The sequence below is a fragment of the Mycobacterium europaeum genome (assembly GCF_034555895.2).
In the GTDB taxonomy this organism is placed as follows: Bacteria; Actinomycetota; Actinomycetes; order Mycobacteriales; family Mycobacteriaceae; genus Mycobacterium; species Mycobacterium europaeum.
This window is the reverse complement of sequence record NZ_CP157315.1, coordinates 937,352-958,878: the sequence shown is the minus strand read 5'-3', so window position 1 is coordinate 958,878 and position 21,527 is coordinate 937,352. Positions and strand designations below refer to the sequence as shown.

The 21,527-nt window shown below is 66.3% G+C and carries 21 protein-coding genes; 4 read left to right on the top strand and 17 right to left on the bottom strand.

The genetic code is table 11. The annotated features are described in order from the left end of the window. Positions 1-107 precede the first annotated feature (107 nt). Entirely contained in the window at positions 108-494 is a 387-nt protein-coding gene (locus U8D42_RS04670; protein ID WP_322859063.1) for a hypothetical protein, read from the top strand. A gap of 6 nt (positions 495-500) precedes the next feature. Here the strand turns inward: U8D42_RS04670 and U8D42_RS04665 are convergent, their stop codons facing one another. Genes U8D42_RS04665 through U8D42_RS04655 form a run of 3 tightly spaced genes read right to left on the bottom strand, consistent with a single transcriptional unit; the run spans position 501 to position 2,839 of the window. Next, complete coding sequence (locus U8D42_RS04665) at positions 501-824, bottom strand: hypothetical protein (protein ID WP_322859472.1); 324 nt, start codon at positions 822-824, stop codon at positions 501-503. A 10-nt stretch (positions 825-834) separates the two neighbouring features. Then, the gene (locus U8D42_RS04660) at positions 835-2,325 is read right to left on the bottom strand and encodes a molybdopterin-dependent oxidoreductase (RefSeq protein ID WP_085239141.1); all 1,491 of its coding nucleotides are present in this window, start codon (positions 2,323-2,325) and stop codon (positions 835-837) included. 13 nt (positions 2,326-2,338) lie between these two features. Further along, entirely contained in the window at positions 2,339-2,839 is a 501-nt protein-coding gene (locus tag U8D42_RS04655; protein ID WP_322859064.1) for an oxidoreductase, read from the bottom strand. A 220-nt stretch (positions 2,840-3,059) separates the two neighbouring features. On the opposite strand from U8D42_RS04655, the gene U8D42_RS04650 reads away from it, so the two are divergent. Further along, positions 3,060-5,027 carry a SpoIIE family protein phosphatase gene (locus tag U8D42_RS04650; protein WP_322859065.1) on the top strand — a complete coding sequence of 656 codons (1,968 nt, stop codon included), beginning with the start codon at positions 3,060-3,062 and terminating at the stop codon, positions 5,025-5,027. Here the strand turns inward: U8D42_RS04650 and U8D42_RS04645 are convergent. The 6 genes from U8D42_RS04645 to U8D42_RS04620 all read right to left on the bottom strand — a co-directional run bounded on the left by U8D42_RS04645 (position 5,024) and on the right by U8D42_RS04620 (position 11,171). Beyond that, on the bottom strand, positions 5,024-6,268 hold the full coding sequence (locus U8D42_RS04645; protein ID WP_322859066.1) for an acyl-CoA dehydrogenase family protein: 1,245 nt from the start codon (positions 6,266-6,268) through the stop codon (positions 5,024-5,026). The two genes, U8D42_RS04650 and U8D42_RS04645, sit on opposite strands and share 4 nt — an antisense overlap. Then, the gene (locus U8D42_RS04640) at positions 6,265-7,407 is read right to left on the bottom strand and encodes an acyl-CoA dehydrogenase family protein (RefSeq protein WP_322859067.1); all 1,143 of its coding nucleotides are present in this window, start codon (positions 7,405-7,407) and stop codon (positions 6,265-6,267) included. The genes U8D42_RS04645 and U8D42_RS04640 overlap by 4 nt, the downstream gene beginning before the upstream one ends. 97 nt (positions 7,408-7,504) lie before the next feature. Next, complete coding sequence (locus U8D42_RS04635; protein WP_322859068.1) at positions 7,505-8,476, bottom strand: alpha/beta hydrolase; 972 nt, start codon at positions 8,474-8,476, stop codon at positions 7,505-7,507. A gap of 138 nt (positions 8,477-8,614) precedes the next feature. Continuing rightward, a complete protein-coding gene (locus tag U8D42_RS04630) occupies positions 8,615-9,772 on the bottom strand; it encodes an amidohydrolase family protein (RefSeq protein WP_085239147.1) in 1,158 nt (385 codons plus the stop codon). Beyond that, positions 9,769-10,815: an amidohydrolase family protein gene (locus U8D42_RS04625; RefSeq protein ID WP_085239148.1), complete on the bottom strand. Its 1,047-nt coding sequence runs from the start codon at positions 10,813-10,815 to the stop codon at positions 9,769-9,771. The genes U8D42_RS04630 and U8D42_RS04625 overlap by 4 nt, the downstream gene beginning before the upstream one ends. Further along, on the bottom strand, positions 10,812-11,171 hold the full coding sequence (locus U8D42_RS04620; RefSeq protein ID WP_085239149.1) for a Rieske (2Fe-2S) protein: 360 nt from the start codon (positions 11,169-11,171) through the stop codon (positions 10,812-10,814). The genes U8D42_RS04625 and U8D42_RS04620 overlap by 4 nt, the downstream gene beginning before the upstream one ends. A 151-nt stretch (positions 11,172-11,322) precedes the next feature. Between U8D42_RS04620 and U8D42_RS04615 the strand changes: the two genes are divergently transcribed. Together U8D42_RS04615 and U8D42_RS04610 are read left to right on the top strand one after the other, a co-directional pair. Then, positions 11,323-12,549 (top strand): cytochrome P450, encoded by a 1,227-nt coding sequence (locus tag U8D42_RS04615; RefSeq protein ID WP_322859069.1) that lies wholly within the window; start codon positions 11,323-11,325, stop codon positions 12,547-12,549. Next, a complete protein-coding gene (locus tag U8D42_RS04610; protein ID WP_090420867.1) occupies positions 12,546-13,703 on the top strand; it encodes a Zn-dependent alcohol dehydrogenase in 1,158 nt (385 codons plus the stop codon). Before U8D42_RS04615 ends, U8D42_RS04610 begins: the two co-directional genes overlap by 4 nt. Here U8D42_RS04610 and U8D42_RS04605 read toward each other — a convergent pair. The 8 genes from U8D42_RS04605 to U8D42_RS04570 form a co-directional block, all read right to left on the bottom strand. Then, a complete protein-coding gene (locus tag U8D42_RS04605) occupies positions 13,696-14,433 on the bottom strand; it encodes an SDR family NAD(P)-dependent oxidoreductase (RefSeq protein ID WP_322859070.1) in 738 nt (245 codons plus the stop codon). The two genes, U8D42_RS04610 and U8D42_RS04605, sit on opposite strands and share 8 nt — an antisense overlap. Further along, positions 14,430-14,870 carry a VOC family protein gene (locus U8D42_RS04600; RefSeq protein ID WP_090420874.1) on the bottom strand — a complete coding sequence of 147 codons (441 nt, stop codon included), beginning with the start codon at positions 14,868-14,870 and terminating at the stop codon, positions 14,430-14,432. Before U8D42_RS04600 ends, U8D42_RS04605 begins: the two co-directional genes overlap by 4 nt. A gap of 67 nt (positions 14,871-14,937) precedes the next feature. Next, on the bottom strand, positions 14,938-16,842 hold the full coding sequence (locus U8D42_RS04595; protein WP_322859071.1) for a YhgE/Pip domain-containing protein: 1,905 nt from the start codon (positions 16,840-16,842) through the stop codon (positions 14,938-14,940). A gap of 2 nt (positions 16,843-16,844) precedes the next feature. Then, positions 16,845-17,522, bottom strand: coding sequence for a hypothetical protein (locus tag U8D42_RS04590; RefSeq protein ID WP_322859072.1), 678 nt, complete (start codon positions 17,520-17,522; stop codon positions 16,845-16,847). Next, on the bottom strand, positions 17,509-18,165 hold the full coding sequence (locus U8D42_RS04585) for a TetR/AcrR family transcriptional regulator (RefSeq protein ID WP_322859073.1): 657 nt from the start codon (positions 18,163-18,165) through the stop codon (positions 17,509-17,511). The genes U8D42_RS04590 and U8D42_RS04585 overlap by 14 nt, the downstream gene beginning before the upstream one ends. Before the next feature lie 81 nt (positions 18,166-18,246). Then, on the bottom strand, positions 18,247-19,068 hold the full coding sequence (locus tag U8D42_RS04580; RefSeq protein ID WP_322859074.1) for an SDR family NAD(P)-dependent oxidoreductase: 822 nt from the start codon (positions 19,066-19,068) through the stop codon (positions 18,247-18,249). Between the two features lie 80 nt (positions 19,069-19,148). Beyond that, the gene (locus U8D42_RS04575) at positions 19,149-20,369 is read right to left on the bottom strand and encodes a cytochrome P450 (protein ID WP_322859473.1); all 1,221 of its coding nucleotides are present in this window, start codon (positions 20,367-20,369) and stop codon (positions 19,149-19,151) included. Positions 20,370-20,380: 11 nt separating this feature from the next. Then, positions 20,381-21,403: an LLM class F420-dependent oxidoreductase gene (locus tag U8D42_RS04570; protein WP_090420889.1), complete on the bottom strand. Its 1,023-nt coding sequence runs from the start codon at positions 21,401-21,403 to the stop codon at positions 20,381-20,383. Positions 21,404-21,527: the final 124 nt, after the last annotated feature.

The window sequence follows — 21,527 nt, the reverse complement described above, 5'->3', positions numbered from 1 at the left end:
GCATGATGCATCTTTCGTCGCCGCGCCGCATGTTGTAGGGAAGCCGGCGCAGGGTATTCACCGGCGAGAGCGGTCCCAGACGTGGTACGGCGGAAAAGGAGGGCCCCATGAGCGCGGCACCGGAAAGTCCTCTGCGGGTGAGCATCGACGACGACCTCGAGTTCCTCACGGAGCAACTCCGCAGGCTCAGGGAACTCGGCGACCAGAAGCTGGCGGACGACGTGTTCGGAGACGAAGACATCTACGACCTGAGCGTCCGGTGGGGAACCGCACTCGCCGGGCGGTTGCCACGCATGGCGCACTACATGTCCAGTGGCCTGCTGGACGACGCCGACGAACGCCGATTCCAATCGCTGTGTGACGAGTTGCGAGCGGTCTCGCCCCTGATCGAAAGATTCAAGCTGGCGCGTCCCGATCTCACGGTTTGGGAGAACGGCCGCGCCGATGGTCGGCAGCGGCGCGCGACGAGATGGCGGCGTCTCGGTCGCGCATAGCTTGTGTCAGGCGATCGAGGACCTCAGTGACATCGCGCAAGCCTGCTGCTCCTCGGACAGAAAATCCTTGCCGGACAAGCGGATCGCGGTCCTGGGTTTAGGGCACTCGGGGTTGCGGCAGGTCAGTGCCACCAGGTAGGCGTCGGCGTCCTCGTCCAAAAACAGAAAGCCCATGATCATCGCATCGCCGACGGTGAAGTCGGTGGCGCCGCAGGCCTCACAATGCCCCCCTTTGACGGCGATCAGTTCCAGCACCCGCTGACGCGCCGCGGGGTCCAAATCGATCAGCTCGGGCCGCGACTGAGCCTGCTTTCCAGCCGCCTCGGTCATGTCGGTCATCTCAGATCTCCACGTCCTTGTCGTAGAAGACGCGATCCTCGCGCCAGCCTCCAGTGCCAAAGCCGATGCCGGCGAAGTCCTCGACGAACTCGATCTGGTTGATCCATTTGGTCATCTTGAAGCCCACCTGTGTCTCGACCCGTAGCCGCAACGGCGCGCCATGCTTGATCGGTAACGGCACCCCGTTCATTTCGTATGCCAGTAGTGTCTGCGGCTTGCGCGCGAACTCCAGATCGATGACCTCGTAGAACTGGCCGCCCCCGTGCGAGGCCGGTTCGTCGGTGCTGTTGTCTTGCATGCTGAGGAAGCAGATGTACTTTGCCTGGGGCAGGGGCCGCACCAACTCCACGAGTCGGCCCAGGTGCAGGCCCTTCCATTCGGCGATGCTGGTCCAGCCCTGCACGCAGTTGTGCATGACGCACTGCGTCTCGGGCTCGGCCAGGGACCGCAGCGCGGCCAGATCCAAAGTCACCGGGTTCTCGACGAGCCCACCCACCCGCAGTCGCCAGTCGACGAAGTTGTGCGCGGCCATCACTTTGAAGCCGATGCTCGTCGGTGGCTTGCCGTTGACTCGGTGTTGTTCGGAGATTTTGCTCTGCGGGTAATTCTGCCGGGAGTTCAGCGGGCGCAGCAGCAGCAGCCGGGCACCGGTGGTCACTGCCCCGAGTACGCGCTGCACCGACCGCGGACTGTGATGACTCCAGCTGGTGGCGGCCCAGTGGATGGCGATGATGGCACCGATGATCCCGAACGACAGCGCCGTCGCCCAATAGGCGTTGCGCACGGAACCGAAGATCATCAAGGCGGTGAGCCGGCCCCAGCCCCAGAAGAAGATCATCGACAGATGGATTGCGATGAAGACGATGAAAGCGACCAGCCCGAGGAAATGCAGACTGCGCGCTTTCTGGCGGCCACCCCACATTTGCACGTACCACGGAAACCGCGCCTCGATCGCCGGTGACTGTGCCGCCCCCGTCAGGATCTGGAATGGCGCGAGAATGAAAACGACGCCGGCGTAGGTCAGCTTTTGAATGGCGTCCAGGGGCTCACCGGGCAGCAGCGGCGGCAGGTTGAATGACATATAGGTGACGATGTCGTTCCATGCCTCGGAGAAGATGGACCAGGAATACGGCCAATACCGGTGCCATTGGCCGGTCGCGAAAAGCAGGATGTAGTACGACAGCCCCAGCAGGATCCAGCCGATGACGGAGATGAAGTGCCAGTGCCGTCCGATGCCCAGTTGGGCATGGCCGGGTAGCGCGATGACCGGGTGATAGTCCTCTTCTTCGTCGAGGGTGTCGTATAGCCGATCACGTGGCATGACTTTGCGGGTGAAGCGCGCCCATTCAGTGCCGGGTTTGCTGTCGTCGTGCCCATACAGCTTCGGATGGGTGGCGAGGATTTCCATTCCACTGCGAAGGAGCAGCGTCAGAAACAGGACATTGAGCCAGTGGTCCACCCGCAGCCACACCGGGTAGTCAAGCGTCGTCATGGCGGGACTCCAGTCAGTCGTACCAGTGCTGCCGTTGGGGATAGGCCACATTGATGCCGGACAGCACCGTCGTATGCACCGCGATGAAGCCCGCGGCGAACACGAAAGCGAACGTTCCCGGTGCCACGTCCCATCGGCCGGTCAGCGCTTCCAGGCCGGGGAGGGTGACCCACCGGCTGGCCAGGTAGACCGCGACGAAGGCGAGGCAGACCATGCTGCCGAAGTACCAGCCCGCCTCGGGAACGTGCGGTTTGAGGGCGAACATCATCGCCGCCCCGGCCGCCAGGCAACAGATGGCCAGCACAGCCGCGTAGGCCACGAAGTACCCGGGCACACCCGATTCCGTGAGGAAGACATAGGCATGGACTGCCACCAGACCCGCCAACAGCGACGCGCCCAATGCGGTCACCGTTCGCGGCAGGTTGAAGGCGACCCAGCCGTTCAGGGTGAAAACCGGTGCAGACATGACGCTTCGCCACGCCGAGATCAACCGCCGCGGGACGACATCGACCATGAGCGCGTGATACCCGCGCCGAGTAACTACAAACCGCACTGGTTTAATCACCGGACGGAATCTGCGAGCTGCTTTTGCGCGCGCCACGCGAGGAAACTGCTGCAGTGAGCAACCGGGCGCCATTGATACTCTTAATGCCTGCGCGTGGCGCGTGTCCGGCGCTTTATGACCAGCTTGCGGGACTCCGTCCGAGAAAGGGTCCGTAGGAGGAACGGCCAAAATGGCGGGCGAGAGAAACTGGGACAAGACCGTGGGTGCGGGCGACGACGTCCGCCGCGTTTTCGATCACGTTCCCGCCCTGTTGGTTGGCCTCGAGGGGCCCGACCACCGCTTCATCGCGGCCAACGCCGCTTACCGCACACTCAGTCCGCCGATCGACACCATCGGCCTTCTCGTGCGCGAGGTCTATCCCGAGCTGGAGAGCCAGCGGATCATACAAATGTTCGACCGCGTGTACGAGACGGGCGAGCCACAGTCGGGGACCGAGTGGCGGGTGCAGGCCGACTTCGAGGGCTCGGGAACGGCGCAAGAACACTTTTTCGATTTCATCGTCACGGCGCGGCGCGACGACGACGGCTCGATCGAGGGTGTGCAACTCGCCTTCATCGATGTGACCGACCGGGTGCGGGCACGGGTGGCCGCCGAGTCCCGGATGCAGGAGTTGTCCGAGCGGTACCGCAACGTCCGCGATTCGGCCACCGTCATGCAGCAGGCATTGCTGGCGCCGTCGGTACCGGTCGTTCCCGGCGCCGATGTCGCGGCCGAATACCTCGTCGCCGCCGAGGACACGGCCGCGGGCGGCGACTGGTTCGATGCGATCCCCCTCGGGGACAGACTGGTTCTCATCGTCGGTGACGTCGTCGGCCATGGCGTCGAGGCCGCCGCGGTGATGTCGCAACTGCGCACCGCGCTGCGGATGCAGATCCTGGCGGGCTACCCGCTCGCCGAGGCGCTCGCCGCGGTCGACCGCTTCCACGAACATGTGCCGGGGTCGAGGTCGGCCACCGTGTGCGTGGGCTCGCTCGACTTCACCACGGGCGAATTCCAGTACTGCACCGCAGGACACCCACCGCCACTGCTCGTCGGGGCGGACGCCGACGCGCGGTACCTCGTGCCGTCCGGCGCCGGCCCCTTGGGCAGCGGCACGGGTTTTCCGGTGCGCACCGAATTACTGGACGTGGGTGACGCGGTCATGCTGTACACCGACGGCCTCATCGAACGTCCGGGCCGGCCGCTGGCCGCCAGCACCGCCGAATTCGCCGACCTGGCCGCGACCATCGCCGGCGGCCAGGGCGGCTTCGTCATCGAGTCCTCGGCGCGTCCGATCGACCGCATCTGCGCGGAGACCCTGGAATTGCTGCTGCGGCCGACCGGTTACAACGACGACATCACGCTCCTGGCGGCGCAGCGGCGCACCCCGCCGCCACCGCTTCACATGACAGTGGATGCAACCATTCAGGCCGCGCGCGCCGTGCGCGGCCGCCTGCGGCAATGGCTCTCCGACGTCGGCGCCGACTCCGACGACATTTCCGACATCGTGCACGCGATCTCGGAATTCGTCGAGAACGCCGTCGAACACGGTTACGGCACAGAGGTTTCCGACGGCATCGTCGTCGAGGCGGCACTGGCCGGCGACGGCAAACTTTACGCTTCGGTCATCGATCACGGCCAGTGGAAGGATCACCGCGAGGGCGAGCAGGGTCGCGGCCGCGGCCTTGCCATGGCCGAGGCCCTGGTTTCCAGCGCGCACGTCACACACGGGCCCGACGGGACGACCGCCACCCTGACGCATTGCCTGTCTCGGCCGGCCAATTTCGTCACCGACACGCTTGTCAACCGATCGGATCAGCACCGCTCGGTCAATTCCGAATTCGTCTCGGTGGTCGCCGAACCCGGCCGCATCGTCGTCAGCGGCGACGTCGACTCCATCAGCGCATCCACGCTGGATCGGCAGATCGCCGTCGAAAGCCGTTCCGGTGTGGCGCCGTTGACGATCGACCTCAGCGCCGTCACCCAGCTCGGCTCGGCCGGCGTCAGCGCGCTGGCCGCCGGCCGGGACCGAGCCCACCGTCAGGGCAGCGAGTACGTGCTGTTGGCCCCGCCCGGGAGTCCGGCGCACCACGTTCTGTCGCTGGTGCAACTCCCGGTCGTGGGCGGTCTCACCGAGAATCTGGTCGCGGAGGGCTAGGGACGGTCGGACCGCTGGCCGTGCCGCACCTGCTTGAACGGCACGCCGCGGTCGGCCGCGTATTCCCGCGGGAAGCCCAGCACCCGCTCACCGATGACGTTGCGCGCCATCTCCGTTGTGCCGCCTCCCATCGCGACGGTCTGGCGGGACAGGTAGCGCAGCCCCGTTTCCAGCCCGTCGCCGGGTTCCCCGACCACGCCCGCGCTTCCGGCGACCGCCATGGCGGTGTCGACATCGAGGGTCACGGTCTCGGCGTGGAACAACCGGATCAGCGTGCCGGCGGCCGGGGGCAGCGCGCCGTCCCGGACGCTGCGGTACACGTGACCGATCAGTTGCTCGGCCACCGCGCGCTGTACCAGGACGCGGCCCGCCATTTCCTGCAGGCGTTCATTACCCGCCTGGCCCGTCTTCTCGATCAGGCTTACATAGTCGACGGGGTTGGCGTTGCCGCCCTCGCTACCGCTCCCGCTGGCGAACTCGGACCCCTGCCCCACCGCCCGCCGCTCGTGGTAGAGCTGTCGAGACGCCACCGCCCAGCCGTCGTTCACCTCACCCACGACGGCGTCGTCGCCGACGTCCACCCCGTCCAGAAACTCCTCGCAGAACTCCGTGGAACCGCTCAACATGGTGATGCGCCGCAAGGTGATTCCGGGGTGGGCGATGGGCACCAGGAACATGGTCAGGCCCTCATGCTTGGGCACATCCCAGTCGGTGCGGGCCAGACACAGCCCGTAGTCGGCGGCGAAGGCGCTGGTGCTCCACGTCTTGGCGCCGTTGAGCACCCAGCGATCGCCGCGCCGCTCGGCCCGCGTGATGACGCCGGCCAAATCGGATCCCCCGCTGGGCTCCGACAACAACTGCACCAGCACCTCGTCGCCGCGCAGCGCCGCGCCGATATGCCGCCTCTTCTGCTCCTCGCTGCCGGTGTCGAGCAGGGTGGCGCAGCAGATGGTGAAGGTGGGGGTGTTGAGGATCAGCGGCATCTCGTAGGCCAGGGATTCGGCGTCGAATGCCTTCTGGTACTCGTAGTCCAGGCCGAGGCCGCCGTACTCGCGCGGGAAGCAGATCCCGGCGAATCCGCCTTCGTAGAGCCGCTTTTGCAGTTCTCGGGCCCGCCGCCAGGATCGTTCGTCGTCACGCGGCGCGGGCGGCGGCGACTCGGGGTCGATGGGGGGCATGTTGTCCGCGAGCCACGCCCTGGCGCGGGCCGCGAACTCGGCGACGGATTCGGTGGACGTCATCTGTTCGAACGTCCCGCCTTCTCGTATTCGTACACGCGCAGGTTGTGTTCCTCGGGCGTCCCGAACATGGAGCGGTACAACGTGATTCGGCGCAGGTACAGGTGCAGGTCGTGCTCCCAGGTGACGCCGATTCCCCCGTGCATCTGCACGCAGTCCTGCACGATCCGGCCGGCCATCTCACCCACGTAGGACTTGGCGACACTGGCCGACAGTCCCGCCGCGGGTGCGTTGGCGGCGACGTCGGCGACCGCCGCGGCCGTGGTCGCGCGGCAGGCCTCGAGCCACAGTTTCATGTCGGCGAATCTGTGCTTGAGGGCCTGGTAGGACGCGAGCGGCCGTCCGAAGGTGTGCCGGTCCAGGGCCCACCGGACGGTCAGGTCGAACACCGTCTGCAGGATGCCGACCACCTCGGCGCACTGCAGGGTCAGGGCGATGTGGCCCAGACGGTCGACCAGCGCAGCGGTCTCGGCGGGCGCGCCGACGGCCGCCGAGGGCCCCACCACGACACCGTCGAAACGCACCCGGGCGTAGTGCTTGACCAGATCGACCGACTGCTGGGGCTCGATGGTGACTCCCGGCGCGTCCGCGGGGACCAGAATCTGGCGGAGACCGTCACCGCAGCGCGCCACCACCAGCAGCATCTCGCTCTGCGCGGCGGCCTCGACCCGGTCCTTGGTGCCGTCGATGCGGAAACCCGAATCGACGGCGGTGGCCGTCACCGACGGGCTCAGCGGCGCCCAGCCCCGGCCCGGTTCCGAAACGGCCCACGACGCCACGGTTTCACCGGACATCAGCGCCTCGATGATGCCGGCGTGCGGTTGCCGGTCCCCGCACTCGACGAGTGCGGCCAGCACGACGCTGACCGGATACAAGGGCCCGGGCGCCACCGTCTTTCCGAGCTGTTCGGCAACCATGGCCAGGTCCGCAAGACCGCTGTCCGAGACGCTGCCGCCGCCCAGTTCCTCGGGCACCAACAGCCCGGTCCAGCCCAGCTCCGCGGCGCGCCGCCACCAGGCAGGATCAAACGACACCCCCGCGGCGTGCAACTCCCGCACACGGCTCAGCGGCGCTTCCTTTTCCAGAAAGGCTTGAGTCGTCGAGGTGAACAGCGTCCTTTCGGGAGAGTCGAGTGTCGTCATGCTGCCTCTCGTGGAGAGAATTCGCCGGCGTCTCCGATCGTAGCAATGGGCGCTACGGTAAGAGATACCGGAGTTCCGTCGATAGCGCCGCTCGCCGCTATATGGCGAACACGCGCCGCAGCGTGCGCGCGTGCAAGGCCCGGTTCTCCCGAGAAACAACCCAATCGGGAACCAGCGAGTCGAATCCGTTGAATGCCGCTGCGATGACGTGCAATTCGGTGTGCACGTAGGCGTGCAACAGCCTGTTCGCATAGTCGATGGCTTCGTCGCGGCACGGATCGATCTCCGCGCAGCTGATGAACGTGGGCGGCAAGCCCTCGAGGTTCGCCCGGTGCGCGGGGACGTGTTGACCGGTGGCGCCCGCGTGCCCGAGGTAATGACCCCACGCCCGGCTCACCGCCGGCCCGTTGAGCCCGGGCGTGCGCTGGAACTCGCGCCGCGACTGGGTGGCATCGGAGTCGAGCATCGGCTGGTGCAGGATCTGCACCAGGATCTGCGGGCCTTCGTCGTCGAACATGCGCTGACCCAGGCCCGCGACCAGAGCCGCACCCGCGTCGCGGCCCATCACCGCGATGCGGTTGACGTCCACGTTCAGCGCTGCGCAATTGCGGATGGCGTAATAGAAGCCCGCCTCGACGTCGTCCAATGCCGCCGGGCAGGGATGCTCGGGCGCGAGCCGGTAGTCGACGGATATCAGCAGGCAGCCGCCCTCCCTGGCGAGCTCTGCGCATTGCGCGTGGTCGGTGTCGAGGTTGCCGGTCACGAAGCCGCCCCCGTGGGCGTACAGGACAAGGGGGGAACCCGATCCCCCTCGATCCAGGTCGGGACCGCGGTAGAGACGAAGGTTCAGCTGGTGGCCGCCCGGGCCGGTGATGCTGCGCGTTTCGATGGCCACACCCTCGGTGTCGGCCGCCGCGGCGCGCTCGGCGGCGCGCCGGTTGGCGTGTTCGCGTTCGGCGGGCAGCGTTTCGGCACGGAATTCGACGACGCCGAGCGCGGTGGCGGCCTCCCGGAGCACCGGGTCGATGCGGGTAAGGCCCTGCGGCCGCGACAGATTCGTCTGTGTCATGCCTTCTCGTCTTCCGGGCTCATGGATTGCGGTTTCGTCCGGTCCCGGCGCGAGGGGCGCCGGAAACCCTCTTCAAGGTAGACCCGCGATTCCGTGCGGCAAAAGACGCGGTGTTTCACCCTTGAGCGCTGGCCGGATTCACCGTTCTCCGGGGAGCGCCTTGACCGTCGCCGGTAGCCCATACAGAGCGGTCGCATTGCCGCGCATGATCCGCTCCCGTTGGTCGGGCGGGAACCGGTTGATCGCGTAGGTCGGCGAGTCGTAGCTCCAATGCGGGTAGTCCGTCGAGAACATCAGGTTGTCGCCCAGATCCATCATTTCCAGGTACTCGCGGAATTGCACGGTGTCGGCGTCTTCCAGCGGCTGGGTGGTGAACCGAACGTGTTCTCGCACATACTCCGACGGGCGGCGCCGCACGTGGGGCAGGTCGCCGCGGCGGGCTTCCCAGATGCGATCCATCCGCGACATCACGGGCATCGCCCAGGTGAATCCGCCTTCGACGAACACGACCCGCAGCTCGGGGTGGCGGTCGAACGCGCCGTCGAACACCAGGCTCATCAGGTGCGAGACGTACAGCAGGGGCCAGGAGGCGAAGAAGTCGTGCCAGTGCGCGGGATTGCCGACCGGATACAGCGGGATCAGCTCGAACGGCGTCTGCCCCATCAGGTGGGTAGCCACCGGGAATCCGTTGCGCGCCGCGGCCTCGTAGAGCGGGTCGAAATGTGGGTTGCCGAAGGGAATCCCACGGGTCTGCGGTGTCATCAGCACCTGGGCCATGTACGGATGTCCCGCCCATCGTTCCACCTCGCGGGCCGCCTGCTCGGGGGTCTGGGCGCTGACGCTGATGGATCCGCGCCAGCGGCCGTGCCCGTTGTTCTTGTCTAGCCAGACATCGGCGAGCCAGTCGTTATAGGCGGATTTCAGAACGTGTTCGGCCTGTGGCAGTTGGGCGTCGCACATCGGCTCCAGCGTTGCGATGCTGACGCCGGCATCGAGCAGCAGTTGCTTGGCGGCGAACTCGGGGTCGCTGCCCGCGAACCCGCCACCCGGCGGGGCGGCGTCCATCCGCAACGACATGGTCTTGTACGAATCAGGTGTGTCATAGAAATGCGGCACCGGCGCGACCGCGTTGCCGGTCGGCCATATCCTGTCCACCCATTCGGGCGCCGCGTAGGACTTCAGCACGTCGGTCGAGACGGGCAACGGGTGCACATCGGTGTCGACGATGGTGACGGCGATTTCGTCGCCGTGGCTCTTAGACGGGTCAGCCGCTCCGACCCGTTCGATCGTGGTCATCGGACACGCTCCTTCAGCCCGTACAGCTCACTGGCGTTTCGCCACAGCACTTTTTCGCGTTGCGCGGCATCGAGGCCCTCGGCGACGCTCCCCGGCGCCGAGGTTGACCAATGCGGATACGCCGAGCCGTACATCAGCAGGTCGGACTTGTTGGTGAACTCCATCCAGCGCTGCGCGTCGCCGGCGTCGGTCGGTCCGTCGAACGCCGAGGAGCAGAACCTGACGTGGCCGGGCAGGTATTCGCTCGGGTAGCGGTCGACCCACGGCGTCTGATCGCGCATCGACACCCAGAAGGTGTCCAGCCGCCAGATCAACGGGGTGAGGATGTCGTAGCCGCCGTCGGCGAAGACGAACTTCAGGCCGGGGTGCCTGGCGAACGTCCCCTCGACGATGAGGGTGGCCAGGTGCACGAAGTAGTTCAGCGGCATGAACGCCGCGTATCCCGGATAGGTGTGGGCGTGCCCGGCGAAGGTGGGTGGATAGTCGACGCCGTTGCCGCCGTTGATGTGCACCGCCACCGGCAGTCCGTGGGCGGCGGCGGCCTCCCAGATCGGCTCGAACATCGGTTTGCCGTAGGGCTCGCGGGACTGCATCGGGACGCCGACCTGTACCAGTTTCGGGTGGCCGGCCAGGCGCTCGATCTCGGCGACGGCTCCTTTCGGGTCTTCGGGATTGACGCGGATGGTGCCCCGGAATCTGTCCGTGGAATCGGGGTCCAGCCAGCGGTCGAGCAGCCAGTCGTTGACCGCCGCGCAGATCCTGCTGTTGAGCAGGTAGTCGGCGATGTTTCCGCGGGTCAGCGGGTTGAGGATGGCGTATTCGACGCCCCGTGTGAACAGGTGCCGGCGGACGGTGTCCGGGTCCGATCCCGGGTAGTGCTCCCCGTAGAGGTCTTGCCGGTAATCGCCGCCGGGTGCCTGATACCACTGCTGTTCGACGTCGGGGATCGATCGCAGTTTGTGGGCGGCCGGCAGGTAGCGCCGGATTTCGGCGTTGGAGCGGAAATGCGGCTGCACGTTGGCATCGATGATCGACGGGCTCATGCGGTCAGGTACACCTCCCCGTCGGTGATGTCGACCGGATAGGTGCGGATACGCCGGGTCGGATCGGCGACGCTCTGCCCGGTGGTGATGTCGAATTCCCAGTTGTGCCAAGGGCATCGAACGATCTGCCCGTCGCGGACGCGCCGCAAGCCGCCGGGTTCGTCGGGGGCGAATTCGGTGGTGCCACCGAGCAGGCCGAGGCACAGCGGAGCGCCCTCGTGCGAGCAGTAGTTCACGATCGCATACAACTCGCCGCGCACGTTGTACACGCCCACGCCGAACTTCCCGACGTCGACCAGTTTCATCCCGCCGGGCGGCAGGTCGTCCAGCGAACACACAAATCGCCGCTCGGGCACTTACCCCACCGCCTCACGACGCCACGCAGCATCAATACTGTGCCCGTTACGGTAACCACGACAAGCCGTTGGGCTTAGTTGCTATTTATACTATGATAGCGATATTCCCCGCGTATCCAATCCGCTTACCGGCTGTTCAGGAGGAGCGCTGATGACGCTCAGCACCGACCCCGCCAACCAGCCCGTCGCGCTCGACCTCACCGGCGAAACCAGCCCGTACCCGTTCTTCGAATACATGAGGCGCACGGACCCGGTTTGGCACGGCGCACTGGCGGACCACTCGCAGATGCCCGAAGAGCTGCGGCCCAACGACGAGTGGGTGCTGTTCGGCTACGACCCGGTGTTCCAGGCGTTCCGCGACGACCGCATCTTCAGCTCCCACAAGTACGACGAGACCATCGGTTTGGTGATGGGACACACCATCCTGGCGATGGGCGGCAGGGAACACCACGACCACCGCAACCTCGTGGCCAAGGCCTTCCGCGCCACGGCGCTGGAACGCTGGGAGCCGTCGGTCATCGGACCGGTGTGCGATCAATTGGTGGACGAGATCAAAAACGACGGCCACGCCGACCTGGTCAAGGCGGTGACGTTCGAATTCCCCACCCGGATCATCTCCACCCTGCTCGGTTTGCCCCCCGAAGATCTCGACCTCTTCCGGCGGTTGTCCCTCGACCTCATCTCGATCCCGACCGACATCGTCGCCGGCCTCAACGCGGCGGCGGAGTTGCACGGCTACTTCCTCGAGCAGGTCGAGCAGCGGCGCCGCAAACCCACGAACGACATCATCGGCGACCTGGTCACGGCCGAGATCGACGGCGAAAAGCTCAGTGACGAGGCGATCATCGCCTTTCTGCGGCTGTTGCTGCCCGCCGGGCTGGAGACCACCTATCGGTCGTCGGGCAACCTGTTGTACCTGTTGCTGACCCACCCCGAGCAGCTGGCGCTCGTCTACCAGGACCGCTCGCTGATACCGATGGCGATCGAAGAGGGCCTGCGCTTCGAGACCCCTCTGACGATGGTCATGCGGACCACGACCGAAGAGGTCGAAATCGGCGGCAAGACAATCCCGCCCGACGCGCAGATCGACATGTGCATGGGCTCGGCCAACCGGGACGACACCCGCTGGACCGACCCGAACACCTTCGACATCCGCCGGCCGCGACAAGCACACATCGCGTTCGCCGGCGGCATCCACATGTGTCTCGGCATGCACTTGGCCCGGCTCGAGACGCGGGTCATGCTGAACAGCCTGTTCGACCGCGTCAAGGACCTCGCCTTCGTGGCCGACGACGGCACCGGCCAGGAGTCCAGGATCGTCGGGCTGACGTTCCGCTCCCCCAACAAGCTTCCGGTCACGTTCTCCCCGGCCGCATGAGAAGCCGCGCGGCCGTCCTGCACGACGTCGGCGGGCCCTGGTCCGTCGAGGAATTCGAGCTCGATCCGCCCCGCGCCGGCGAAGTCCTGGTCGAGATGGCGGCGGCCGGTCTGTGCCACTCCGACGACCACATCCTCAACGGCGACATGTCGGCACCCAACGAGGTGATGCGATCCCTCGGCCTGCCGGCCATGTTCCCGACGATCGGCGGACATGAGGGCTCGGGCATCGTGCGCCAAGTCGGCGATGGCGTGCGCGATTTCGCCCCCGGTGACCACGTGGTGATGTCGTTCGTCGCGGTGTGCGGCCAGTGCCGCTGGTGCGCGACGGGCATGGAGTACATCTGTGACGTCGGCGCTTTCACCCTGACGCCGGGCATGCCCACCGACGGCACGTTCCGTCACCACACCGCCGACGGCCGGCCGCTGGGGCACCTGTCCAAGGTCGGTGCGTTCGCCGAACACACTGTGGTGTCGACGAATTCACTCGTGAAGATCGAGCCGCAGCTGCCGTTGGCGCCATGCGCGCTGCTGTCGTGCGCCATTCCGACCGGTTACGGTTCGGCCGCCAATCGCGCCGGGGTGCGGGGCGGTGACACCGTCGTCGTCATCGGCGCGGGCGGGATCGGCACCGGCGCGATCCAGGGCGCGCGGATCAGCGGCGCCGCGCAGATCGTCGCGGTGGACCCCGTGGAATTCAAGCAGAAATCGGCGTTGCGGTTCGGCGCGACCCACACCGCCGCCACGGCAGCCGAGGCGCAAGACATGGTGCGGGAGTTGACATACGGCGTCATGGCGGACGCCGTGGTGGTCTCGCCTTCGCTGATCACTGCCGAGGATGTGCGTGATGCGCTGAAGTTGACCCGCAAGGGCGGGACGTGCGTGCTCACCGGGATGACCTCACAACTGACCCGGTCGGTGAAGGTCGATCTGCAGGACTTCATCCTGATGAACAAGACGCTGGCGGGAACGATATTCGGCTCGTGCAACCCGAGGGCGGACATCTCGCGGCTGGCCAGGCTCTATCAAACCGGGCAGCTCCAGCTCGACGAGATGATCACCCGGCGTTATCAGCTCGAGGAGATCAACGACGCCTACGACGACCTTCGCAACGGCAAGATCGTCCGCGGCATCATCGATTTCGGGATCAGCTGAGTCCCCTTCGGCCCATCACCCGCTGCAATTGGCCGTATGCATCGATGGGGCTGTGCAGCGCCAGACCGCCGTCGGCATGCACGACTTGGCCGGTCACCCAGGGCAATTCGAGGACGCCCACGATCGCGCCGGCGACGTCGACGGCGTTCCCGAGGCCGCCGAGCGCGGTCCGTTCGGACAGGGCCTCCACCCAGCCGGGCAGTTGCTCGGGTTTTGCCAGCATCGGCGTGCGTGTGACACCCGGGCCGACGGCGTTCACCCGGATGCCGCGCTCGCCCCACTCCGCCGCGGCCACCTTCACCAACATGTCCACCCCGGCCTTGGACACGCAGTAGGCGCCCATATCGCGGTCGGCGAGGGTGCCGCTGATGCTGGAGACGGCGACGATCGAACCGCCCACCCCGGCGTCGATCATGGCCTGCGCCGCGGCGCGGATCGTCAGCCAGGTGCCCGTGAGGTTGACCGCCAACACCCGGTTCCATTCCGCGGGCGCCTGCTCGAGCAGCAGGCCCGAGGCACCGACGCCGGCGCAGGTGACGATCCGGGTGGGCGCGCCGTGGTCACGCACGGTTTGCGCCATGGCGGCCGACACCGCCTCGGGATCGCTGACGTCGCATGCGATGTCGGCGCCGGCGAGGTCCCACACCACCACGTCATGCCCCGCTTCGCGCAGTCGCGCGGCGACTTCGCGCCCGATCCCGGACGCGCCTCCGGTCACCAGGGCCGTCATTGCGCAGGTCCGATCAGCTCAACCAGTACGCCATCGGGCGCCGTGACGACGGCCATCGGCACCGTCTTTCCGCCGGGCGCCGGCATGGTGATTCGATGAACACCGTCGGCGAATCCCAATTCGGCGAGCGTGGCGAGCGTTTCGTCGACGTCACGCTGCAGGGAGAGCAGAAAGAAGCCGTGCCGCGGACGCTGGGGCGGCACCAACGCCTCGTCGGCGCCGGCGAGGACCACCAGTTCGACGATGCCGGCTTCGGGTGCCTGGGGATCGCCCAGGAATATCGACTGCAACCGGTCGGTCTTGGCGCCGAACAGTTCTGGCCAATCCCCGGTGAAAGTGTGGTCGAACAGTTCGGCGAGTCCGAGGCCGTCGCGCCAGAACTGCTTCGAGCGCTCTACGTCAGCGGTACAGATCGCGGCATGGTGAACACCCAACATCGGCTTCCTCTCGATTGCGCAGCCTGTCCACCATCATGCAACGTCGATAGTTGACGCGGGCGTTCGCCTACATCTTGATCGCGGGGATCAGCCTGCTGAGATTCCAGACGCGGTCTCTTCGCGCACACAGGCAGGAGATCGCCAGTGCGACAGCCGTTATCCCAGCCAACACGATGATCGCCTGCCATAGTCGGGCGTCGATGCCGCCGAGTATGAGCTGCCGGAGTCCGTTGACGCCATAGGTCATCGGGTCGAATCGGTGCAAGACCTGGAAAGGCCGTGACGTGGTCTCCACGGGATACATGCCGCCCGCGCTGACGAGCTGCAACATGAGCAGGGCCATGATCAGCACCCGACCCACCGCCGGACCGACAAGCGCGTTGATCGCCTGCGTCGCGGCCACGAATGCGCCGGAAATCAACATCATGAACCACAGCATCGCCGCCGGGTGCACCGCGTGCACCCCGAGGGCGAACCGGACCACGCAGTAGAGAATGATGGCTTGGCATACCGCGATCGCGGCGGCGGGCAGGTAGCTGGCGAGCACCACACGGATCGCGAGCACCTCCGCGGCGATCGCGCGGCTCTGCAACGGCCGCAGTACCATCCACAGCACCAAGGCACCGAAGAACAAGGCCAGCGTGAGGAAGAACGGAGCCATCCCGGTGCCGAAGTTGGGCGCGGCGTTCTCATGTGAAGCCTTCAGTTGCACCGGACCACCGATGGTGTCGGCGACCGCATCCTTTTGCTGGGTGGTCCAGTTGGGCACCTGCTTGGCGCCGTCGGCGAGTTTGGTCGCCAGCTCGGCCGATCCGGTCTTGAGTTGTCGTGCGCCGTCGTCGAGTTTGACGATGCCGCCGGCCAATTCGGCGTTGCCGGTGGCAACCTGCTGAGCTCCGTCGCGCAGCTGGGTGAGCTTGTTCGTCAGGTCCTGTCCCTTGCTGCCGACCTGGTCGAGAGTCGACGCGAGCGGACTGCCCGGGGTGCGCAACCCCGACGTCAAGGAAATCGCCGCGTTCTGCGCATCGGTGAGCTGCTGGCGGATCTGGGGCGTGAACTGGTGACCCCGAAGCTGATCTTGAATGGCGCGCAGGTTGTTTGCCAGCGGATCCTGTCGTGCGGAGAGCTGATCGATCACCGGCGAAAGCGAGTTTGCGGCGGCATCCTGCGCCGTGGCGATGGCACCGATCTGGTCGTTGGCCTGCTGAAGCGCGGTTGCGCCCTGTTGCAGTTGCTCAGTGCTGCCGCCGATTTGCGACAACGCCTTGGTCACCGCGAGCAGGGGATCGGTGGCCTGGTTGATTCCGTCTGACAGTTGCTTGGCCCCAGCGGCAAGCGTTGCCGAGCCGGAACGGGCGGTATCCAGACCGGCCACCAGCTGGCCGGCGCCGTCATCGAGTCGAGCCGCCCCGTCGGCGGCCTGCTTGATGCCCGATCCCGACGAAACCACTATCGACAGAACCTGATTGACGGCTTGTCCCGAGATGCGGCTGGACACGGCGTTGAGTACCTGGCTGATGGCGGTGCGACCGATGCTCGTCGAGATGTAGTTGTTGGCATCGTTGTAGACGGCGATCAGGTTGGCCTTCTTGGGTTGTCCGGTCACCGGTGATGCGATCGCCGCGCTGAAGTCCGGCGGCAACTCGACCATGAAGTAGTACTTGCCGTGGTCGACTCCGTTGCGTGCCTCGGGCGAGTCCACGACGTGCCAGTCCAAACCGCCGTCCGCGGTGAGGCTCTTGGCGATCTCCGCGCCGGCGTTGAACTGCTGCCCGGACACGACGGCGCCGCGGTCGGAATTGACCAGCGCGACCGGCATCTTGTTGGTGTGGCCGAAGGGATCCCAGAATGCCCACAGGTACAGCGCCCCATAAACCAGGGGCAACAGCATCAGCACGACGATGGCCACGCGCGTCAATCGGCTGCGGCCGAAACGTTTGATCTCCGAGCCGAAGGCGAGTCCAGCCAGCATCTTCAGTCCTCTCCGGTCAGGATGCGGTGATCGTGTAGTTCATGGTCGGGCGCATCCGTGCCGAGCGGGTTGGTCACCCCGACGACGACGGTGCGCCGCTTCGCGATCACGCCGAGTCGGTCGGCCGCGATCGCTCGCCGGGAATTGTCACGAACCTGTTCGAGGTCGCCGACCACCAGGATCGGACGATTCGACAGCAACGCCAGCGTGATTCGCAGCAAGAACAGTTCCAGGTCTGACAATTCGACGATGTAGGTGTGGTGAGACGGCGGGGGTATCTCGCCGAAGACCTCGGCCAGCTCGGCCGGACCCGACTGTACCGGCACCGATGAGTACCACGGCGCCAGCCAACGGGATTGCTCGGCGAGCACGGTCTCCACGGTCACCGATTCCTCCAGGTCGTCGATGTCTTCGAAGGCCGCGATCGAGCAGTGTCGGCGGATCGCGCGCGCGGTTGTTTCACCGAGGACGGTCAGCGTGCCGTGGCTCGGCTTGAAACGTCCCGCGAGCGTCAGCAGCAACGTGGTCTGGCCAGGTCCGCCGGGCATCTGAATCGCGTGAAAACCCGGTGTGAGCGCGAGATCGATATCCGAGAACAGGGGGCCGTGCTCGCCGTCGACGCCTAAACCGCGGGCAATGATCACCGGCGCCGCAGCGTCCTGCATGTCATTTGTATCCATCGTGACGCTCTCCCTGATCGGTGGAAACCAGGACCGATTCCAGCGCTGCGGTGATCAGCTGCGTGAGCAGGTCGGGGTTCATGGCCCCCGGACGCAGGACCTCTTCCATCGCGATGCCGAGGTTGATCGTGACGACGAGCTGGGCGAGGTCGGCGAGCTCCCGATCGGACGCCACGGAGGTGGTCGATCCGACGATGTGCAGCGCTTGGTCGGCGGCAGCGGCGCGGCGACGCCGGATGAGGCGCTCGCGCAGCTGGGGGTCGCGCTGGGCGCGCAACCAGTATTCGACGAACAACACGTAATAGTCGGAATGGTCGCGAACTGTGTCGAGCACCGATCTGCTCAATTCGCGTGCGGCTGCGCCCGTGTCGCCGCCGCTGCGGTCCAGCGCTGTCGCAATCTGCTCGCCGCGAAGCTCGAACTGGCGGTCGACGAGAGCCAGGAACAGTTCGTCCTTGGATTCGAAATTCGAATAGACCGCGCCCTTGGTGAAGCCCGCGGCCTGCCCGATCGCGTCGATGGTGGCACCGGCGAACCCTTCGGCGGCGAACACCTTCGACGCCGCGTCCAGGATCCGGTCACGAACCTCGTCGCGGGTGGGGCGGGTTCGGCGCGGCTTGACTGGCGACATAGCCCGTAGCATACTCCTCAGTATCGAGTGGATACCAGTCGGTATCGAATTATGCGCGGGGCGGGCCGCCCTCTTGCTGGCTCCGGTGATCGCCTACGCGAGTTTGGCCAAGGTCCGATCCCACAGCTCGCGCGCGAGCACGGGATCGTCGCCCGCGCGATTGGCACGCGCGATGTTGCCGTTCGAGTAGTACTCGCCGGAGGACCAGTCGATGCCGGGCGTGCTCGAGGCCAGCCACACCAGTTGGTCGGCACCTCGATCCGGGGTCTTGATGAGCCGGCTCACCGGGGTGCGTTGCATCGTGGTCAGGAACCGGGATCCCGACGAATGACCGATGTTGGTGTTGACAAAACCCGGATGCACCACCGCGACCGAGAGCCCGTCGGCGTGGTAGCGCCGATGCAATTCCTTGGTGAACAAGACATTTGCGAGTTTTGCCAGGGCGTAGGCGGTGCTCGGACGGCGCCGGCCCGTCGTGTCGAAATCGGTGAGGGTGACGTTGCGCAGCAGCCGCTGCGACGAGCTCGACGTGTTGATGATGGTGGCGCGCGAGACCACGAGCACGTCGAGCAACAGTGTGGTGAGCAGAAACGGCGCCAGGTAGTTCACCTGAAAGGTGATCTCATGTCCGTCCGCCGTCCGGTGCAGCCTGCTGAAGACCCCACCGGCGTTGTTGCCCAGCACGTCGATGCGCGGGCACTCCGAGCGGATCTTGTCCGCCAGGGCCCGCACCTGGTTCAAATCGGCGAAGTCGGCCACGAAATAGGCCGCGTCCAGTTCGGCGGCGATGGCGGCGGCCTTGCTTTCGGTCCGTCCGACCACAGCGAGATTCGCCCCCGTGCGGCGCAACCGGCGTGCCGCCGCGGCGCCGATGCCGTCGCTGGCACCGGTGATGACGATCGTCTTACGGGTCATTGCCTCGTCCTCCGCGGGGAGCCTAACGACCGCGATCGTCGCACGCGCCGCCTAAGCGGGTCGCTCACCCCGGGTGGTGCTCACGCGGGCGTGTAGCGAACCGGCAGGTGTTTGAGACCGCCCACGAAGGTGGTGGCCACCAGTTCGGGCTCCCCCGTCAGCTCAATGGATTTGAGCCTGGGCAGCAGCTCGGTGAAGAAGCTGTTGACCTCCATGCGGGCCAGTGCCGCGCCCATGCAGAAGTGCACCCCGTAGCCGAAGGCGAGGTGCTTGTTGGGGTCGCGCCCGACGTCGAAGCGGAACGGGTCGGCGAAGACATCCTCGTCACGGTTGGCCGACACGTAGGACAGCAGCACCGAGTCCCCCGCCGCGATGGGCACCCCGCGGACGGTGGTGTCCTCGGTGGCGGTGCGCATGAACTCCTTGACCGGGGTCACCCAGCGGATCATCTCCTCGGTGGCCAGCGGCATCAAGTCGAGGTTGTCGCGCAGTCGCGCATGCTGGTCCGGGTTTTCGATGAGCGCGTGCAGGCCGCCCGAGATGGTTGCGCTGGTGGTGTCGTGGCCGGCGGTGGCGACGATGAGGTAGTACGACACGGTGTCGATGTCCGACAGCGGTTCGCCGTCGACGCGGGCGTTGGCGATCGCCGACGCCAGGTCCTCGGTCGGGTGCTCCCGGCGCGACGCCGTCACCCCGTTGAAGTAACCGAACATGTCGAACAGCGCGGGGAGCTGATCCTCGTTGGTGGTGCCGCGTTTGAATTCCGAATCGTCGCTGCCGAACAATTCCTGGGTCAGCTTGAGCATGCGCGGAAAGTCGGCTTCGGGCAGGCCCAGCAGCGACATGATCACGTAAAGCGGGTAGTTGACCGCGACTTCCTGGACGAAGTCACACTCGGGACCTGCGGCCATCATCTTGTCGACGTAGATCTTGGCGAGCTCGTCGACGCGGACCTTCAACGCCCGCATCGCCTTTGGGCGGAACCAATCGGAGCCGATCGCACGCACCACCCGATGCTGCGGATCGTCGAGGTGGATCAGCGTGCGCACACCCGCGGCCGCCTGCATCTCGTCGCCCGCGGCCGTCGTCAGGACGGGACGGGGCCAGTTGGTGAACAGTGTGTTCTCGCGTTCGATGTCCATGATGTCGGCGTGTTTGGTGATCGCCCAGAACGGCCGGTAATCCGGCACCTCGACCCACGACACCGGGGCGGTGGCGCGCAGATGGGTCAGCGCCGCGTGCAGTCGCCGCTCGTCGGTGTACGCCAGCGGATCAGCCAATAACCGTCCGGCGTCATCCATCGTCGTTGTGCTCACTGGCGAAACTCCTTCATTGCGGCGGCGATACAGGCCGGAGAGGCGTCGTAAAAGATCGGCAGCACGCGGTCCACCGCGCCCGCACACCGGCGTTTCAGCGCGGCGCCGATTGCGTCGACGGGGCCCACGACCGCGAAGGTCGCGAGCATTTCGTCGTCGATCAGCGATCCCATCGCGTCCCATTGACCTTGCTTGGACAGCAGGTTCAACTCGGTGTGCAGGTCGCCCCAGCCATGCAGCCCAAGCACTTTCCGGTAGGCAGGCGTGGATCCGTAGAAGGCGATCTGTTTTCGGGTGGCCGCCATCGCCGCCGCCAGCTCTGCTTCGTTCTCGCCGGTCGCCACCATCACCTCGGACGACACCTGGAAGTCGGCACGGTCGCGGCCGCCGCGCTGCATGCCCCGCTGCAGCGCCGGCATCGTCACCTCGTCGAGGTAGCGCCTGGACACCATCGGGTGACCGAGGTGCCCGTCGGCCACCTCACCGCACATCTCGGTCATCGCTTCGCCCACCGCGGCGAGGAACACCTTGGGCGCCGGATAGGGCTGGGGTTCCGGCGTGAACATCGGGGTCATGATCTTGTGCGTGTAGAAATCGCCCTCGAAGCGCAACGTGCCGCCGTCTTTCCACGCGGACCAGATGGCGTGCAGGGCGGAGACGAATTCGCGCATCCGGCGGGCGGGATGGCTCCACGGCATGCTGAAGCGTTTCTCGATGTGGGGCTGAATCTGGGTGCCCAGGCCGAGGATGAACCGGCCCTGCGAGTACGCCTGTAGGTCCCAACCGATGTTGGCGACGATCATCGGATTGCGGGCGAACGCCACCGCGATGTTCGTGCCTAGTTCGAGCCGCGACGTGTGTTCGGCCGCCAGCAGCAGCGGCAGAAACGGGTCATGACTGGTCTCCGCCGTCCAGCCGCCGTCATATCCCCCGCGCTCCAGGGCGACCGCGGCATCGGTCGCCCGTGCCAGTTCATTGGGGATGCCCCCGTCGACCTTGAGGCGGGCGGCATCGGCCATGCGGGTAACTTTACAGTAAGCAATCCAGTATGTGACCCTGCAGGTGTGGTGATCGCAAGCGCGGCGCAGCCGGGCGCGGCGGGTCGCCACCATCGAACCAGGTGGAGATCGCAAGCGCGGCGCA

Excerpts from the sequence above, each read along its gene's own strand:
- U8D42_RS04670 (WP_322859063.1), top strand. The coding sequence starts at position 108 with ATGAGCGCGGCACCGGAAAGTCCTCTGCGGGTGAGCATCGACGACGAC.
- U8D42_RS04665 (WP_322859472.1), bottom strand. The coding sequence starts at position 824 with ATGACCGAGGCGGCTGGAAAGCAGGCTCAGTCGCGGCCCGAGCTGATC.
- U8D42_RS04660 (WP_085239141.1), bottom strand. The coding sequence starts at position 2,325 with ATGACGACGCTTGACTACCCGGTGTGGCTGCGGGTGGACCACTGGCTC.
- U8D42_RS04655 (WP_322859064.1), bottom strand. The coding sequence starts at position 2,839 with ATGGTCGATGTCGTCCCGCGGCGGTTGATCTCGGCGTGGCGAAGCGTC.
- U8D42_RS04650 (WP_322859065.1), top strand. The coding sequence starts at position 3,060 with ATGGCGGGCGAGAGAAACTGGGACAAGACCGTGGGTGCGGGCGACGAC.
- U8D42_RS04645 (WP_322859066.1), bottom strand. The coding sequence starts at position 6,268 with ATGACGTCCACCGAATCCGTCGCCGAGTTCGCGGCCCGCGCCAGGGCG.
- U8D42_RS04640 (WP_322859067.1), bottom strand. The coding sequence starts at position 7,407 with ATGACGACACTCGACTCTCCCGAAAGGACGCTGTTCACCTCGACGACT.
- U8D42_RS04635 (WP_322859068.1), bottom strand. The coding sequence starts at position 8,476 with ATGACACAGACGAATCTGTCGCGGCCGCAGGGCCTTACCCGCATCGAC.
- U8D42_RS04630 (WP_085239147.1), bottom strand. The coding sequence starts at position 9,772 with ATGACCACGATCGAACGGGTCGGAGCGGCTGACCCGTCTAAGAGCCAC.
- U8D42_RS04625 (WP_085239148.1), bottom strand. The coding sequence starts at position 10,815 with ATGAGCCCGTCGATCATCGATGCCAACGTGCAGCCGCATTTCCGCTCC.
- U8D42_RS04615 (WP_322859069.1), top strand. The coding sequence starts at position 11,323 with ATGACGCTCAGCACCGACCCCGCCAACCAGCCCGTCGCGCTCGACCTC.
- U8D42_RS04610 (WP_090420867.1), top strand. The coding sequence starts at position 12,546 with ATGAGAAGCCGCGCGGCCGTCCTGCACGACGTCGGCGGGCCCTGGTCC.
- U8D42_RS04605 (WP_322859070.1), bottom strand. The coding sequence starts at position 14,433 with ATGACGGCCCTGGTGACCGGAGGCGCGTCCGGGATCGGGCGCGAAGTC.
- U8D42_RS04600 (WP_090420874.1), bottom strand. The coding sequence starts at position 14,870 with ATGTTGGGTGTTCACCATGCCGCGATCTGTACCGCTGACGTAGAGCGC.
- U8D42_RS04595 (WP_322859071.1), bottom strand. The coding sequence starts at position 16,842 with ATGCTGGCTGGACTCGCCTTCGGCTCGGAGATCAAACGTTTCGGCCGC.
- U8D42_RS04590 (WP_322859072.1), bottom strand. The coding sequence starts at position 17,522 with ATGGATACAAATGACATGCAGGACGCTGCGGCGCCGGTGATCATTGCC.
- U8D42_RS04585 (WP_322859073.1), bottom strand. The coding sequence starts at position 18,165 with ATGCTACGGGCTATGTCGCCAGTCAAGCCGCGCCGAACCCGCCCCACC.
- U8D42_RS04580 (WP_322859074.1), bottom strand. The coding sequence starts at position 19,068 with ATGACCCGTAAGACGATCGTCATCACCGGTGCCAGCGACGGCATCGGC.
- U8D42_RS04575 (WP_322859473.1), bottom strand. The coding sequence starts at position 20,369 with ATGGATGACGCCGGACGGTTATTGGCTGATCCGCTGGCGTACACCGAC.
- U8D42_RS04570 (WP_090420889.1), bottom strand. The coding sequence starts at position 21,403 with ATGGCCGATGCCGCCCGCCTCAAGGTCGACGGGGGCATCCCCAATGAA.